We start from the raw sequence: 16,587 nt of genomic DNA, 5'->3' as shown, positions 1-16,587 counted from the left end.
ACCCCTATAATCAATTGCTTCAATTAAAACAAACCTTTCCATTAATTCCGCCTGCCCAGAAGATAAATTCATCGCTTTCCTTCGTGTACGGAGAGAGTCTAACAAGGCAAATATCTTTTAATTTTTTTTAAGGCTTCTGTGATGGTGCACTCATAGTATTGCCGCAAGTGGTAAATATAAAAACTTAAAAACCCGTTATCCCGCAGACGAGGACCCAGCGTACGCAGCGCGTCTTCGGCGCGCCTGGATTCCGCTTCCGAGGGAATGATGAAGCCTAAAATGAAGGGGTATCTTAGAAATGAAAAAATGCTCATTGATTGTAGGCAGCTGCTTGTTGTTTTTGAAGTTATCAAGCAGTTTCGCTGCTTCCAAGCCAGCTGCGCTTTCGGCAGGTGGTATGCAAGAAGTTGTAGCGACGTTACAGCAGCAGATCCAGCAGGTCCAAGATAGCGTGCCTAAGCAAATTAAGGCGAAAACCGATGCGACGCAGAAAAAAATTATTCAATTGCAATAAGCGATGCAAAAATAGATAACTGTTTTGCAACAGCAAATTCAACAAGTGCAAACACAGTTAAATGATGAAATTAAACATTTCCAAAAGGAAATTCACGAAGTCGAAATGATTAAATAATTTTGAATAAATAGGTAAAGCTAACTGGAATTCTTGATTGACATTTTCGATGTATTCTAACGAATGTTTAGCATCTTTTGATGAAGGGTTAAGTGATAGAGCGCGGCGAGAACATTCTGATGCCTTGTTTTTGTCGTTATTTTCCAAATAAGAAAATGCTAGATTATAAACCGACTCATGGTGTTCACCAAAAAAACGCTGGGATTGTTCGTAATAATGGATTGTGCGGGGCCAGATTCTCAATGAGCGGAAAAATAAAGCAATATATCAAAAAAGTTATCGTGGGCATTGGGGAGGAAATAAAAATTATTTGCATTTTTTCAATGTTAAGATGTAAGTAGCCTGCCGTTGTTTGATCAGCCGTTTTAAGTTTGTCATGACATGAATGGGGCGCGGTATAGCTTTTTAAATACGGGTCCCAACGGCTTTTAAATTGACGCAAGACAATAATGTCTACACCGACAGCCTGTCACAAACTTCACCAATTTGGAATTGCATCGTAAAGTAATTCGCGGTGCTAAAACCCTCTATATGTTCTGGGAGGGTCCGTCGCGTTTTTGGCATCTCATTTGATGAAAACCTGCTATAATAGACTGAAGTCTTAATTCCTTTTCTAGGAGATTGAAAAAAAGCCTCTCTCCCAAGCGTTCAAAAAACATGGCAATTGCATGCATATTAACTGTCATCTAAAAACTACCGTGAAAAACAAATTTTGGGTAATTAGAGAGCATTAATTCATCGAGGGTGCAATAGCTTTTATCAGTCAAAATTAAAGAAATACGATTTTGGCTAAGGGCCATCAATTTTTGCAGTAACTGCAATGCAAAGATGGGCAAAGTAAATAATCTTTTGTTAATAATTTATTTATAGGACATTAGAGCGCCGTCGATACCAGCATTGTTGTAATAATTATCGCCGATCCGATGGTTGGTGTAATTGAGATTCACTTTTCCATGCCCAATACTTCCCCGTCTTGAGTATTCCTTTTTCTAGTCGTAACCGTTAATAGCGTATTCATGCAATTGTTTATTTTTCACATAAAAATAATCTTGCATGACCGTATCGAAAATATAATTGGCAATGACTACTAGAGGATTGGTTAGAGGGTCACTGTTATCCTTACGAAGGGGGATATCTTTGTCTTTTTCAATATCAAATAATACAAAATCCAATACGCCGCGTTGTACATAAGGTGTTAAAGCAGGATGATTTAACCAAAAATCCAAACTGTTGCGGGAAAAATGCTCACCACATATTTAAGCGATCGTCTTCATGCCCGCTTCATCCAAGAGCTCATACAAGCGTTTTATCGTATAAAAGCTAAATCGACCGGGCCCCGCCCCTAGTTCAAGAACGTAAAAAGGGGATTGAGCCGACTGAGGATGTTGCTTAATCCAGTCTTGGATAAAGCTAAAAATTAGTTCCGCATAAACATTAGTGATAAAAGGATTGCAAGTTATGTAAAAAGGTACTTGGTTAGCAAACGCCTGAGGGCTTTGCTCATAATAGTATTCTCGTTGGAAGTTCCATAAAAGGGATTGAGACATCCGCGTTTTTTCTTCGAGAATTAGAGTGTCGCTGCTATTTATGAAGACAATATAGCCTTAAAAAAAAATTAAGATAGTCTTAAATAATAATCTAATTCATCGAGTAATCGGAGCTGCTCCTGATCTAAGCTTTTTCCTTGTTTTAAAGACTCAATTTGATTGAAGGCTGTTTCTCGGCTTAATCGGCGCTCGCCCCGGTAATCACAAAGATCAAGGAAGCGAGCTTGAGTTTCCGCTGGGAGATAATCGGGATAATGTCGCTCAATTAAGCGGAAGGCTTGAATACGGCGGATAGGATTTGGAAATTCCAAAGCGATTTTTTCCTTTTCAGCTGGCGGAGCTAGATGGAAGCGTTGGGATAAAAAATCTTCATAAGGGGTTGGAAAACCAACTTCGTACAAAGCGGCATCGGGATCGAGATTGGGAACTTTTGGATAAGTGAAATTTTGGTAGTAGTCACAAATATGATGGAAAAGTTGGCTATGGATCTCTAACCATTTTTTGCTTTCTGTAGCAAGCTGCAATCGCTCTTCGGACAGACGTAAATAGCGATCGGAAGCGGGTAAGACAATCGGCTGTTCTCCCATTCGTTTTCGAATAGCGTAAGTGGTTTGTGGGATGCTATCCACGGTGCTCGATAACAACTCCTCGCAGTCCAGACGAAGCCAAAAACATTGATTTTTATAATGGTTATGCTGTCCAAGATAAATAACGGGTGCTTGATAAGCCAATTGAGCGCTAAAAATCCCTTGGATTAATACTCCTTCAGGATGAGAGCCAAAACTTGATTGAATACCGATAGGTAATTGTGATATTCGTTGGGTTTCTGTTTTTTTATCAAAATAACCGATCACATAACGCCACATCGTTTTTTGATTCATTAATAACCTCGCTAGCGCAACGCTAGCCTCAACGTCCACCATAGCATTATGCGCTTGTCCTTTGGCTAATTGATTCGCTTTTAATAGATTTTCGAGTTTTAAGTCGAATGGATCTGGCCAATTTAAAGCGTTGGGCTTGAATAGATAATATAAAATCGTTAGGGGATAAAGGTCCATTCGTGTGCAAAAATTATCATATTGATGCGTATAAGGAGGAAGTAAATTTCTATAAAAAGAAAAGCGTAAGAATTCATCGTCAAAACCAAGGGTATTATACCCCACACTAACCGTGCCGGGCGTATTAACTAATTGATGAATTTCTCGAATCGCTTCAATTTCAACTTTTCCCGAAAGCATTTGATCAATACTAAAACGGTGAGTGATCATTGCTTCAGGGGAAGGGATGACGTCGGGATTAAGTCGAATCAAAATTTCGTGACGATTTAATTCATTTAACGCTTCATCGGTGCGGATGCCGGCGAACTGAATAATTTGATCAAAACATTTATTTAGCCCAGTGGTTTCCAGGTCATAAAATAAATAAGTTTTTCGGTGTTTACTCAAAATAAATAGTCACTTTTTTAATAATATCGAGATTAGCCGCGTTGCGGTATTGTTGTTCTAACGATAGCTTATCATCCGCTAATGCAGTTAGTGGCAAATAAATTTCAACATCTAATTTACAATTAAGGTAATGCAAAACCGTGCGACGGATGTCGGTGAAACCCGGTAAATGTTTCCAACGGTCATGTAATAAGTGAAGAATAGCCTGACGGCTGGGTAGCGTCGCTGACAGCATAGAGGTGGCATCATTTTCGGGATCAATATGGACGGTCACGTCGGCCACGTGCTCAACACTTTTTAACAACGTAAGACGAACTTGTTCACCGACATAATGTCCTTCCGATACGCTAATATCAGGAGCCACTTGAATATGTACGTCCAGAAAAATATTGCCCCCATGATAACGTGTTCGTAACTGATGAATAGAAAGCACGTCCGGCACGCTGGAAATCGTTTCGGTTATTTTTTTGAACGTATCATCATCAACGGCGGTGTCAATTAATTCTTTACCATTGTTCCAGATCATTTTAATTCCCATCCGTAGGATTAAAACGGCTATAATAAAAGCGCCAATGGCATCAAGGTAAGTGATGCCAAAACGATTTCCAATGACGCTGATTAAAACGATTAATGAAACAAGCGAATCGCTGTGGTGATGCCAAGCGTTGGTGCGTAACAAATCAGAATTAATTTGGTTTCCTTTGGCGAGGGTATAACGAAATAAACCCTCATTGGCGATGATAGAAATAACGGCTATAATAATGACGGGGAAAGTTGGTAAAGGTAAATGAGCATGATGGATAAGATGTTCAAAGGTATCAAACGCAATGCCGATAACCACGAAGATTAAAATGACGGCGATAATAATAGAGCCGATGGTCTCAATGCGCCGATGCCCGTAAGGGTGCTCTTTATCGGGTGATTGAGCTCCCATGCGCCCCGTGACCATTACCAACCCGTCCGTAAGGAGATCTGATAAGGAATGGACTCCGTCGGCAATAAGCGCTTGCGAGTACCCGGAAATACCCACCACGATTTTGAATAAAGCCAGAAGCGCGTTCACCACAGCGCTGACAAGGGAAACATTAAAAATGGTAGAAAGACGGCTTTTGCTCTGTAAGGCAGTCATTTTTAAACATCTACGGTCGCATTGCGAAATAGGACGAGTATGGTACTATATCCACCTTGTTTAATAAAGTTTTAGTGTGCGTCTGGATGTGATTAAAAGTGTAGGTTTTCAATAACTAGCCCGTATGAGCGAAACGAAATACAGGGACGATAGAAGGCATCATTGTTTTCCCGTATTTCGTTTCACTCATACGGGCTAGTTAGCCGAGTAACAATTGGCTGGCGCTTGGGAAACACAAATGCTAAAGATCAGTCGACTTGCTGACTATGCGACAACCGTGATGACAACTCTGCCCTCTAGCAAAGCAGAGCGTTACAGCGCCGCACAAATTGCGCGAAAGACACCGTTGTCCGCCGCGACGGTTAGTAAAGTTCTAAAGCTCTTAAGCGAAGGTAAATTAGTAAATTCCGAGCGGGAAGTGAACGGCGGGTATCAACTGGCGCGCTCGCCAGAGACCATCAGTATTGCTGATATCATCACCGCCGTCGATGGCAAACCAGCGATGACGAAATGCAGTCGCGGTGCCAATCGATGCGAACACAACGCGGTGTGTGGTGTGCGAGAAAACTGGCGGCTCATTAACACCCTTATATTTGATGTGCTAGATAGTTTAAATCTGGCCGATATGCAAAAGCCATTGTTGAAACGAATCAGTATTTGCAAATGCAGGCACTGCCGCTGTGAGAAAAAAAATGTCTAATCAAGGTTATTTAGAAACAATCGTTAACAAAACATACGAACATGGTTTTATTACGGACATTGAAACCGATGTCATTGCTCCTGGTTTAAACGAGGAAGTCATCCGTCTGATCTCAGCCAAAAAGAATGAGCCTAGTTTCATGCTGGATTGGCGCTTAAAAGCGTACCGTCACTGGGTGACTTTAGAAGCCCCCCAATGGGCGCATGTCTGTTTTAATCCGATCGACTACCAAGCGATCAGTTACTACGCGGCGCCAAAGTCAAAAAAGAAACCTAAGAGCTTAGAGGAAGTCGACCCAAAATTGCTAGAGACTTACACGAAACTAGGAATCCCTTTATACGAACAACAACGATTAGCTGGAGTGGCTGTCGACGCCGTTTTTGACAGCGTTTCGGTAGCAACGACGTTTAAAGAAAAATTAGCTGAAGCGGGTGTGATCTTTTGTTCGTTTTCAGAAGCGGTACAAAAACATCCCGAATTAGTTGAAAAATACTTAGGTAGCGTTGTGCCTTATGGCGATAATTTTTTTGCGACGTTAAATTCCGCCGTGTTTAGCGACGGTTCTTTTGCTTACATTCCAAAAGGTGTGCGCTGCCCAATGGAATTATCGACTTATTTTCGCATTAACGCCGCCAATACCGGTCAATTTGAGCGAACACTCGTTATTGCTGATGAAGGCAGTTATGTGAGTTATTTAGAAGGTTGCACTGCGCCACAACGCGATGAAAATCAATTACACGCCGCGGTGGTGGAATTAGTGGCGCTCGATAACGCCCAAATCCGGTATGCCACCGTACAAAATTGGTATCCCGGCGATGAAGAAGGGAAGGGCGGCATCTACAATTTTGTGACGAAGCGGGGTGCTTGTCGGGGGATTAATTCCAAGATTTCGTGGACGCAAATTGAAACTGGCTCGGCGATTACCTGGAAATACCCGAGTGTTATTTTAAAAGGTGATAATTCAGTCGGTGAATTTTATTCCGTTGCACTTACCAATAATTTTCAACAAGCGGATACAGGGACGAAAATGATTCATATCGGAAAAAATACGCGAAGCACCATTATTTCAAAAGGTATTTCGGCGGGTCGAGCCCAGAATAGCTATCGCGGACTGGTGCGCGTATTACCGACAGCGGAAAATGCGCGGAATTATAGCCAATGCGATTCTTTGTTATTGGGTAATCGTTGTGGGGCACATACGTTTCCTTATATGGAAATAAAGAATAAAACCGCTCGTGTTGAGCACGAAGCAACCACCTCTAAAATTGGAGAGGACCAGTTATTCTATTGTCGACAACGAGGCATTACGGAAGAAGATGCCGTTTCGATGATCGTTAATGGATTTTGTAAACAAGTTTTTCAAAAATTACCCATGGAATTCGCCGTTGAAGCACAGAAATTAATGGAAGTGAGTTTAGAAGGGGCCGTTGGATAACGGTGGAAAAATAAGAGATATTTATGTTAACCATAAAAAACTTACACGCAAGCGTTCATAACAACCAAATACTTCGCGGTGTTGATTTAACAATTAATGCCGGAGAAGTGCACGCTATTATGGGGCCCAATGGCTCAGGCAAAAGCACATTGGCCTCTGTGCTCGCTGGCCGCGAAGATTACGCCATCGTCAATGGTGACGTGCATTACTTCGATGAAAATTTGTTTGAATTATCACCTGAAGATCGCGCGGCAAAAGGGTTATTTTTAGCTTTTCAATACCCAGTTGAAATACCTGGCGTTAATAATCTTTATTTTCTAAAAGCTGCCGTAAACAGTATTCGTAAAACACGGGGCGAAACGCCTTTTGATGCGATTGATTTAATGAGTTTAGTCAAAGAAAAGTTAGCACTTGTGCATATGGACGATAAATTTTTAAAACGTTCCGTCAATGAAGGTTTTTCTGGCGGTGAAAAAAAGCGTAATGAAATTCTGCAAATGTTAATGCTTGAGCCCAGGCTGGCCATTTTAGACGAGACCGATTCGGGATTGGACATTGATGCGTTGCAAGCCGTTGCCAAAGGCGTTAATAGTTTGCGTAACAAAGACCGCGCTATTTTATTAGTTACCCATTACCAGCGGTTATTGGATTATATTAAACCGGATTTTGTGCACGTATTGTTAAATGGCCGAATCGTATTATCGGGCGACCAATCGTTAGCGCTTGAGCTTGAGAAAAAAGGGTACGGCTGGTTATGAGAGCCTGGAATGAAAGCGCCTTGAGAGCGCTACAAAATCAAAATAGCCAGTGGTATCTATGGCAAAAAGAGCAATTAAAAGCCTTTTTGTTGCAAGGCTTTCCTCATCATAAAATAGAGAATTGGAAGTACACGAACGTTGACTCTATTGCCCAGCAAGCTTTTTCGTTTGCTGAAAATACCGATGCTAACATAGCCAATTTTATTTTGACGGATGCGTATCGTGTCGTGTTTGTTAATGGGCATTTTGCACCTCGCTTGTCCAATTTATTAGGGCTGCCATCGAAAGTGCAATTGAATTCATTAAAAAATATTCAGCGAGATATTCAAACCGAACTTGCCATAAAAGAAGATTATCAGACCGCTTTTTCATTGATGAACGATGCTTTGTTTCAAGATGGTTTATTTCTTCAGGTTCCTAAAAATTGTTGTTTAGAAAAACCCATTCACCTGCTACATCTCTCAAAACCAACGGCTTTGCCAACTATGTCTCAGATACGTCATGTTATTCTTCTTGAAGCGAATGCAAAGGCTGTTGTTTTTGAGGAGTATCAGGGAACGAACGGTGTCGTTTATTTTAATAATGTGGTAACACAAATAAAGGTTAATTCAGCTGCTCATTTTGAGCTTTATAAATTACAACAAGAAGGAGATCGTGCTTTTCATATTGCCAACACCTCCATTTATCAAAACCGTCACAGTCAAGTAACTTCTGGTCATATCGCGATGGGTAGCGAATTGAGTCGTGATGATTTAAATTATTCGTTGGACGAAGTCGGTGCTTCTTGCCAGCTATTGGGTTTTTATCATCTCAACGATCGCTGCCACGTGGATAATCATACGCGTATCGATCATCGCGTCTCACATTGCAGTAGCCAGCAAAGCTACAAAGGTATTCTTGCCGATAAATCACGAGCAGTCTTTAATGGAAAAATTATCGTACAACCCAACGCAAAGCAGACGACCGCGCATCAAACGAACAAAAATTTGATTTTATCGCCGGAAGCTGCAGTTGATACGAAGCCCGAACTCGAAATTTATAACGATGATGTCAAGTGCACTCACGGCGCCACTGCCGGTCAATTAAATGAGGAAGCGATTTTTTATCTGCAAAGTCGCGGAATTAATCGTGGCGCAGTCGAACATTTGCTCACTTGTGCATTCGCCAATGAAGTGCTGGAGATGCTGCCCAATAAAGTAATCGCCGATCGAATTCAGCAATTAGTCACGGACCGGCTAGCCACGCCGTACTGTCAAGGGGGGGGGGCGTGTTGCCATGCCTAATTTATTGAACGTGCGTGACGATTTTCCCCTGTTAAAGCAGCTTATTCATGGAAAGCCGCTGGTTTATTTAGACACCGGCGCAACGGCACAAAAACCCCAAGCCGTGATGGATGCGGTGTCCCGTTACTATTGTCAGGATAACGCTAACGTGCACAGAGGCATTTATGAATTAAGTGAACGTGCAACGAGAAATTACGAAGAAGCCCGAGAGAAAATTAAAACTTTTATTAATGCAACTGATTCTTGCGAAATTATTTTTACTCACGGCGCCACGGAGTCCATTAATTTAGTGGCAGCCAGTTTTGGGGCATTGCAGGTTAAAAGTGGGGATGAAATATTAATTTCGGCGATGGAGCATCATTCAAATATTGTCCCCTGGCAACTTTTGTGTGAGCGTGTGAATGCTAAATTAAAGGTAATTCCAGTCGATGATGACGGCGTTTTGGATCTCAACGCTTACCAGCGATTATTAACGAAACGCACTAAATTAGTCGGATTAATACATATTTCTAATGTGTTGGGCACAGTTAACCCAGTTAAACAGATGATTCAATTGGCTCATCAAAACAAAACCCCTGTTTTGCTGGATGGTGCGCAGGCTATTTCTCACCGAGAAGTGGATGTTCAGGATTTGGAGTGCGATTTTTACGTATTTTCTAGTCATAAATTATATGGCCCGACGGGTGTCGGCATTCTTTACGGCAAAGCAAAATGGTTAGCGGCTATGCCGCCTTATCAAGGCGGCGGCGATATGATTAGTCGAGTGAGTTTTAAGAAAACGGATTATAACGTGCTGCCTTACAAGTTTGAAGCCGGTACACCCAATATGGGTGGCGTTATCGGCATGGAGGCGGCGGTTGATTATGTGACCCGTGTCGGGTTTGAAAAAATAAAACTTCATGAGAGTGAATTAATGTGTTATGCCGCCGAACAACTGCAAAAAATTCCCGGATTAAGAATCATTGGTAATGCACCTGATAAAGCCAGCGCGATTTCTTTTGTAATGGCGCAAGCCCACCCACACGATATTAGTACGATTTTAGATAATGAGGGTATTGCCATTCGAGCCGGACATCATTGTGCGATGCCATTAATGGATCGTTTTAATTTACCCGCCACCGCGCGCGTGACATTTGGAATTTATAATACAATGCAAGACGTAGATCGGTTGGTGGAAGCGTTGCACCGAGTGGTTAAGTTGTTTGGATAGCAGGATCGAGATTGAGAAAACTATGAGTGATTTAAACGATTTATACCATCAACTGATTATCGATCACGGCCGAAATCCCCGTCATTTCGGCCGATTGGAAATGCCAACTCATACCCACGAAGGGTATAATCCTTTATGCGGTGATCGGTTAACGGTATTTTTCCAAGAGAAAAATGGCTTGATAACAGAAGCCTATTTCGAAGGAAGCGGTTGTGCGATTTCCATGGCATCCGCTTCCTTAATGATGGATGCGTTAAAAGGAAAATCAATTCAGGCAGCCGAAATTTTATTTTCTCAATTTCACGATTTAGTGACGGGTACAAAACGGGAGACCGATCAATTAGGAAAATTAGCTGTTTTAGCAGGAGTGGCTGAATATCCCGCTCGAGTAAAATGCGCCACTTTATGTTGGCACACTGCATTGGCTGCTTTACATCACAATACTGCCACGTTGGTGAAAATAGAATGACACAGGCAGAAATTATTATTGAATTTACAAAAGCCGCTTATACACATATTCAATCGTTAATTAAAAAGGGAACGGGACATTCCTTTTTTCGGCTATCCATAAAAAAAACCGGTTGTTCGGGTTATATGTATCAACCGGAAATTGTCGAAAATCCTAAAGAAAATGACGTTTTGATGAAGACTGCAATAGGGTTAACCATCGCCATTGATCCCAAATGTCTCCACATGATTAAAGGAACTGTTGTAGATTATGTGAAAAAAGATCTGGGTCAATACCAATTCTATTTTAATAACCCCAACGCAATTGGTGCTTGTGGTTGTGGGGAAAGTTTTCATTTGAAGGAAGAATAAGATGAGTGAAGAAAAAGAAATTGCGGTATTGAATCGAGATACAATGGCGCTGATGGCCCCATCGGGCGCCCCGATTCGGGCGTCTTAAGGAAGTGAAGTGACGATTATGTAAAGTTTGGGTGAGACCTTTACAGTTACTATTTTTGGGAATTTGGCGCTAATTGAAGTCAAAGACGCCGATGCGTTAGGCAAACCAATCAAGAATTCGTTGGATGATTTGCCTGAAGATGCTGGCGTTAAAGATAAAGTGTGCGCGCAATTACACACCGTTTTGACTCAGGAATCCCGCTGAATATTCTGATTTAGATTTAGTGTATACCTGCGATATTGAAAAACTCGCAGAAAATGTGCATCGAGTACTGGTTGAAATGGCGTTAACGGCACCGGGGTGTAGGATGGAGCCTGTGCTTGGTCGAAGATGTTAAACGGAAGATCTTAGCGGTCCCTGAAGTCAGTGAAGTGGAGGTCGAATTGGTATTCGATCCTCCTTGGGATCGGGGCATGATATCAGATACAGCGAAATTGCAGTTAGGTGTCTTTTAAGGAGAAGAGGACGAGAACAGAATGACCCACAGCAAACGTTGGCTTGAAGAGCACGAGAAAGACCCTTACGTCAAACGGGCAAAAAAGGAAGGCTATCCTTCGCGCGCGGCGTACAAGCTATTAGAAATCCACCGAAAGTATAAGCTCTTTAAACTTAGTATGAACGTTATTGATTTAGGCGCCGCTCCGGGAGGCTGGTCGCAAGTGGCTAAGAATCTCGTAGGCCCTAAGGGGGTGGTTATTGCCGTTGATCTTGTGCCCATGCAGTCAATGTCGGATGTGATATTTATTCAGGGCGATTTCAATGAACCTGGAATCTTTAACCAATTGGAGGCCATCGTTGCAAAAAAGACCCTAACTGGACAAGTAGACCTTGTTATTTCTGACATGGCCCCCAATATTTCGGGTATAAAGAATGTCGATCAATCAAGATCACTCCATTTAGTCGAATTAGCTTGGGATTGCGCTCAAAAATTATTATCCAGAAAGGGTAGGTTTTTGCTCAAAGTCTTTCAATGTCCCGGGGTGGATCGTTTTTTGATTAATTTGCGCCCCTATTTCACCCAGCTTAAATTCCTCAAGCCTAGTCCTTCACGGTCTCGGTCGAGCGAAATTTATATACTCGCGAGTGAATTTCTGGGCTATAATCAACGGGTATGAAAAAAGGCGAGGTAACACCTTGAATAGTATAGTTAAAAATTTACTGTTATGGTTAGTCATTGCTGTAGTCCTTATCTCTGTCTTCAGCAATTTTGGTTCGCGTCAGTCCGATGTGCAGCCATACAGTTATTCGCAATTTATTCAGACGGTGAATAATGACAAAATTAGCAACGTGGTAATTCAAGGTCATGAAATCAAGGGGGTGACTAAGGATAACAAACATTTCATCACCTATTTGCCCATGGAAGATCAAGCGTTATTAAATCAATTAATGGCGAAGGGTGTCAGCGTTAAGGGTGAACCTCCTAAACAACAAAGCATGTTTTTGCATATTCTTATTAGTTGGTTGCCATTCTTAATGTTAATGTTTGTATGGATTTTGTTTATGCGCCAAATGCAAGGCGGCGGGCGTGGCGGCGGCCCAATGTCTTTTGGGCGTAGTAAAGCGCGGTTGCTCAGTCAAGATCAGGTTAAAGTGACGTTTGATGACGTAGCCGGTGTCGATGAAGCCAAAGAAGAAGTTAAAGAACTGGTGGAATTCCTCCGTGATCCCGGAAAATTCCAGCGCTTAGGCGGTAAAATGCCTTGTGGTGTGCTGCTTGTGGGTCCACCGGGAACAGGTAAAACATTATTGGCTAAAGCCGTCGCTGGTGAAGCGAAGGTTCCTTTCTTCACTATTTCCGGTTCGGATTTTGTGGAGATGTTTGTTGGCGTGGGTGCTTCGCGGGTTCGGGATATGTTCGATCAGGCTAAAAAGCAAGCGCCTTGCATTATTTTTATCGATGAAATTGACGCCGTGGGACGGCATCGCGGTGCTGGTTTGGGCGGCGGACATGATGAACGTGAACAAACCTTGAACCAGCTCTTAGTAGAAATGGATGGGTTTGAGGGTAAAGAAGGCATTATTGTAATGGCCGCGACCAACCGTCCGGATGTTCTTGATCCTGCACTTTTACGCCCTGGTCGATTTGATCGCCAGGTGGTAGTGCCTTTGCCTGACATCAAAGGACGTAAATATATTCTAAAAGTGCACATGAATAAATTGCCTTTGGCAAAAGGCGTTAAAGCCTCCGTGATTGCGCGTGGGACGCCCGGTTTTTCAGGCGCTGACTTAGCTAATATTGTAAACGAAGCGGCTTTGTTTGCAGCTCGGGAAAATAAGAAAGAAGTCAGTATGTCCGAATTTGAACGGGCTAAAGATAAGATCATGATGGGTGCAGAACGTCGATCGATGGTGATTAGGGATGATGAAAAGAAATTAACGGCTTATCATGAAGCCGGTCATGCCATCGTGGGCTTACACATGCTAGAACATGATCCCGTTTACAAAGTCACGATCATCCCGCGAGGGCGGGCGCTCGGCGTGACGATGTTTCTTCCTGAGCATGATCGTTACAGCATGACCAAGCGGCGTTTGGAATGTCAGCTTGCTGGATTGTTTGGTGGGCGTATTGCGGAAGAAATCATCTTTGGTCTCGATCTCGTGACAACGGGCGCTTCCAACGATATTGAAAAAGCAACCGAAATTGCACGCAATATGGTCACTAAATGGGGTTTGTCTCAAAAATTAGGACCCTTGACTTATCGAGAAGAAGAAGGCGAAGTCTTTTTAGGTCGTTCAGTTACTCAGCGTAAAGATATTTCTGATGCGACTAACAAAGAGATCGATTCGGAAGTCCGTCGCATTGTTGACATGGCTTATACAACAGCAAAACAAACCTTGGAAGAACACATCGAACAGCTTCATTTGATGGCTAAAGCGCTTATTAAATATGAAACCATTGGTGAGGCTCAAATTAAGGAAATTCTAGCAGGTAAAGAGCCTTCGCCGCCGCCGGATTGGAAAGAGGAAAATGGGAGCGCGTCAGCGTATAAAGAAAATTCCGAAAAAGAACTATCGGAAGAGAAAGGCGAAGAAAAAACAGTAAATCCTGGCAGGCCTCGACCTGTAGAAGATGGCCGAGCTGCATAACCTCTTTAACGTTAAACCCCGTCCCGCGGTTTGTCCGTGGGATGATGAATAAGGAGGCATTTTTCTTGAAGCAGTTATTCCACCTACGGTTGCGCGACGATAAACACATTGTTTTTTCTGAACCTGCGGTAATGGGGATAATCAATGTGTCTCCCAATTCATTCTACCATGCCCACCTCGATCTAAATTCTGCGTTACGTACAGCAGAAAAAATGGTGGATGAAGGCGCTGATATTTTGGATATTGGGGGTGAGGCCACCAACCCTTTTGTTGATATCAAAACCAATTCGCCTTCCACGCAAATAGAATTAGATCGACTGATGCCCGCCATCGATGCTATAAAAAAACGATTCCCCCTATTAATTTCGGTGGATACCAGTCGTCCTCGTGTAATGCGTGAGGCTGTAAATACGGGGGCTGATATGATCAATGATCAGCGCGCTCTGCAATTGGAGGATGCTTTAACAACCGTTTCAGCGTTAAAAACACCTGTTTGTTTGATGCATTTTCCGTCTGGGGCGAGAAAACCAGGATCAACAACGCATTTCTATTTCCTTCAATCCGTTAAGAAAGAGTTGCAAGAAAGCATTCAACGTTGTAAAAAAGCGGGTATTTCCGAAAGCCGAATTATCATCGATCCGGGTTTTGGACAAGGGAATTACGGTAAAAATGTGTCAGAGAATTTTTATTTATTGAATAAATTAGCTGAATTTGTGGCAATGGGATTACCCGTCTTATCGGGGTGGTCGCGAAAATCAATGATTGGAAATGTTCTAAATCAACCCCCCGAAAATCGTTTATTTGGAAGTATCGCGGCTGATGTATTGGCTGCTTACCATGGTGCCTCAATAATCCGCACCCACGACGTCAAAGCAACACGAGAAGCGATAAAAATTGCAACCTATACGCGAAGTGTTGATGCAATTGAGGAGTAGCGACCATATCATTTACCCACAAGTGAGAAACTTAAAGCCCGTCATCCCGCGCAGGTGGGAATCCAGCGCGGGATGACGAGCCTAAAATTGAAGAGGACAAATGCAAAAAAAATATTTTGGGACAGATGGAATTCGTGGTAAAGTTGGAAACTCCCTGATTAATGCGGAATTTATGCTTAAACTTGGATGGGCAGTTGGCCGCGTATTAGCGAATAGCCACTCGGCCACCGTCTTAATCGGAAAAGATACGCGAATTTCTGGCTACATGATCGAATCAGCGCTTCAAGCAGGATTATCGGCGGCAGGTGTTAATATCAAGTTGACAGGTCCTATGCCGACACCCGCTATTGCTTATTTAACTCACTCCGTTCGAGCCGATGCTGGCATTGTCATTAGCGCTTCACATAATCACTACCCCGATAATGGTGTGAAATTTTTTAATAAAGACGGTTTTAAACTCTCTGATCAATTGGAATTAGCGATTGAAAAGAAAATTGATAAACCGATGAAAACCGTCGTGGCTGATCGCCTAGGAAAAGCAGCGCGAATGAACGAAGCGCACGGTCGTTACATTGAATTTTGTAAAAGCACCTTTCCTTCGAATTTAACGCTTAAAGGGTTAAAAATGGTCGTCGATTGTGCAAACGGCGCCGCTTATGCAGTTGCTCCTTCGATTTTTCACGAGCTAGGCGCAGAAGTGATGGCTATTGCTGACGACCCTGATGGTTTTAACATCAACCAGACCTGCGGAGCCACTGACACCACTCACTTGCAGGAAATGGTGGTGAGACACAACGCTGACGTCGGTATTGCTTTTGATGGCGACGGTGATCGTTTGATCATGGTGGATCATCACGGCTTGAGAGTAGACGGGGATGAACTATTATGTATCATGGCCATCGATCGATTTTATTTAAAAGAAAACGCGCCTCTAGGCGTCGTGGGCACCATAATGAGCAATTTAGGTTTGGAGCAAACCTTAAAGCGGCATCGTATTGCTTTTAAACGCTCTCCCGTCGGCGATCGTTATGTGTTGGACCTGATGCAGCAAAAGGGATGGTTTTTAGGGGGTGAATCCTCCGGACATATTGTGGACCTTGGATTTACCACCACCGGAGATGGCGTTATCACAGCACTGCAAATTTTGCGTATTATGCAACAAGCTGAAAAGCCCCTTGCCGACTTAAAAAAAGTAATGGTTAAACATCCGCAAGTATTAATAAATGTTCCCATAAGGGGCATTTTAGATATTGCCAAAAACCCCAACATTAAAAAAGCCATCACCGAAGCCGAAAAACAATTAAACGGCGCCGGTCGTATTTTATTGCGACCCTCCGGCACAGAACCCGTGATCCGAGTGATGGTAGAAGGTAACGATGAAGGAATCGTCCGCCAAACCGCAGAAATGTTAGCTGCTGCTGTGCAGCAGTCAACGCTTTAACGGGAAACTAGTAAGCGGCCGAATGCATTTCTTGAATCGGGACTGTGCGTATTTGAAACAACCGGTGGATATGAACTCG

Annotated in this window: 16 protein-coding genes and 2 pseudogenes; 13 read left to right on the top strand and 5 right to left on the bottom strand. The window is 42.8% G+C overall.

Annotation, left to right across the window (positions count from 1 at the left end; genetic code table 11):
• Positions 1-298 precede the first annotated feature (298 nt).
• A pseudogene (locus tag OWO34_RS06130) lies at positions 299-631 on the top strand (hypothetical protein).
• Here the strand turns inward: OWO34_RS06130 and OWO34_RS06125 are convergent.
• The 5 genes from OWO34_RS06125 to OWO34_RS06105 all read right to left on the bottom strand — a co-directional run bounded on the left by OWO34_RS06125 (position 572) and on the right by OWO34_RS06105 (position 4,752).
• The gene (locus OWO34_RS06125) at positions 572-874 is read right to left on the bottom strand and encodes a tetratricopeptide repeat protein (RefSeq protein WP_267256906.1); all 303 of its coding nucleotides are present in this window, start codon (positions 872-874) and stop codon (positions 572-574) included. The pseudogene OWO34_RS06130 and the gene OWO34_RS06125 overlap by 60 nt on opposite strands.
• A gap of 746 nt (positions 875-1,620) precedes the next feature.
• Entirely contained in the window at positions 1,621-1,857 is a 237-nt protein-coding gene (locus OWO34_RS06120) for a hypothetical protein (protein WP_267256905.1), read from the bottom strand.
• A gap of 30 nt (positions 1,858-1,887) precedes the next feature.
• The gene (locus OWO34_RS06115; protein WP_267256904.1) at positions 1,888-2,178 is read right to left on the bottom strand and encodes a hypothetical protein; all 291 of its coding nucleotides are present in this window, start codon (positions 2,176-2,178) and stop codon (positions 1,888-1,890) included.
• Positions 2,179-2,246: 68 nt separating this feature from the next.
• Complete coding sequence (locus OWO34_RS06110; protein WP_267256903.1) at positions 2,247-3,623, bottom strand: exodeoxyribonuclease I; 1,377 nt, start codon at positions 3,621-3,623, stop codon at positions 2,247-2,249.
• Entirely contained in the window at positions 3,616-4,752 is a 1,137-nt protein-coding gene (locus OWO34_RS06105; RefSeq protein WP_267256902.1) for a cation diffusion facilitator family transporter, read from the bottom strand. The genes OWO34_RS06110 and OWO34_RS06105 overlap by 8 nt, the downstream gene beginning before the upstream one ends.
• Positions 4,753-4,990: 238 nt before the next feature.
• Here OWO34_RS06105 and OWO34_RS06095 point away from each other — a divergent pair, with 238 nt between their 5' ends.
• From OWO34_RS06095 to glmM, 12 genes and pseudogenes are all read left to right on the top strand, one after another.
• Entirely contained in the window at positions 4,991-5,452 is a 462-nt protein-coding gene (locus OWO34_RS06095; protein ID WP_267256901.1) for an SUF system Fe-S cluster assembly regulator, read from the top strand.
• Complete coding sequence (gene sufB / locus OWO34_RS06090) at positions 5,445-6,887, top strand: Fe-S cluster assembly protein SufB (protein WP_267256900.1); 1,443 nt, start codon at positions 5,445-5,447, stop codon at positions 6,885-6,887. Before OWO34_RS06095 ends, sufB begins: the two co-directional genes overlap by 8 nt.
• Positions 6,888-6,910: 23 nt before the next feature.
• Entirely contained in the window at positions 6,911-7,645 is a 735-nt protein-coding gene (gene sufC, locus OWO34_RS06085; RefSeq protein WP_267256899.1) for a Fe-S cluster assembly ATPase SufC, read from the top strand.
• Entirely contained in the window at positions 7,642-8,928 is a 1,287-nt protein-coding gene (gene sufD, locus OWO34_RS06080; RefSeq protein WP_267256898.1) for a Fe-S cluster assembly protein SufD, read from the top strand. The genes sufC and sufD overlap by 4 nt, the downstream gene beginning before the upstream one ends.
• Positions 8,921-10,138, top strand: coding sequence for a cysteine desulfurase (locus OWO34_RS06075; RefSeq protein ID WP_267256897.1), 1,218 nt, complete (start codon positions 8,921-8,923; stop codon positions 10,136-10,138). The genes sufD and OWO34_RS06075 overlap by 8 nt, the downstream gene beginning before the upstream one ends.
• Before the next feature lie 22 nt (positions 10,139-10,160).
• A complete protein-coding gene (sufU, locus tag OWO34_RS06070) occupies positions 10,161-10,607 on the top strand; it encodes a Fe-S cluster assembly sulfur transfer protein SufU (protein WP_267256896.1) in 447 nt (148 codons plus the stop codon).
• Positions 10,604-10,957, top strand: a complete 354-nt coding sequence (gene sufA, locus OWO34_RS06065) for a Fe-S cluster assembly scaffold SufA (RefSeq protein ID WP_267256895.1) — start codon at positions 10,604-10,606, stop codon at positions 10,955-10,957. Before sufU ends, sufA begins: the two co-directional genes overlap by 4 nt.
• A 1-nt stretch (position 10,958) precedes the next feature.
• Positions 10,959-11,500 (top strand): annotated as a pseudogene (locus OWO34_RS06060) (iron-sulfur cluster assembly protein).
• 21 nt (positions 11,501-11,521) lie between these two features.
• Positions 11,522-12,160: an RlmE family RNA methyltransferase gene (locus OWO34_RS06055; RefSeq protein WP_267256894.1), complete on the top strand. Its 639-nt coding sequence runs from the start codon at positions 11,522-11,524 to the stop codon at positions 12,158-12,160.
• 19 nt (positions 12,161-12,179) lie between these two features.
• Positions 12,180-14,132 carry an ATP-dependent zinc metalloprotease FtsH gene (gene ftsH / locus OWO34_RS06050; protein WP_267256893.1) on the top strand — a complete coding sequence of 651 codons (1,953 nt, stop codon included), beginning with the start codon at positions 12,180-12,182 and terminating at the stop codon, positions 14,130-14,132.
• A 41-nt stretch (positions 14,133-14,173) separates the two neighbouring features.
• Positions 14,174-15,067, top strand: coding sequence for a dihydropteroate synthase (gene folP, locus OWO34_RS06045; RefSeq protein WP_267256892.1), 894 nt, complete (start codon positions 14,174-14,176; stop codon positions 15,065-15,067).
• Between the two features lie 100 nt (positions 15,068-15,167).
• A complete protein-coding gene (glmM, locus tag OWO34_RS06040; RefSeq protein ID WP_267256891.1) occupies positions 15,168-16,508 on the top strand; it encodes a phosphoglucosamine mutase in 1,341 nt (446 codons plus the stop codon).
• Positions 16,509-16,587 lie beyond the last annotated feature (79 nt).

The organism is Coxiella endosymbiont of Ornithodoros maritimus (assembly GCF_907164965.1).
Lineage (GTDB): Bacteria > Pseudomonadota > Gammaproteobacteria > Coxiellales > Coxiellaceae > Coxiella.
This window is presented reverse-complemented; position numbering and strand designations above follow the sequence as displayed.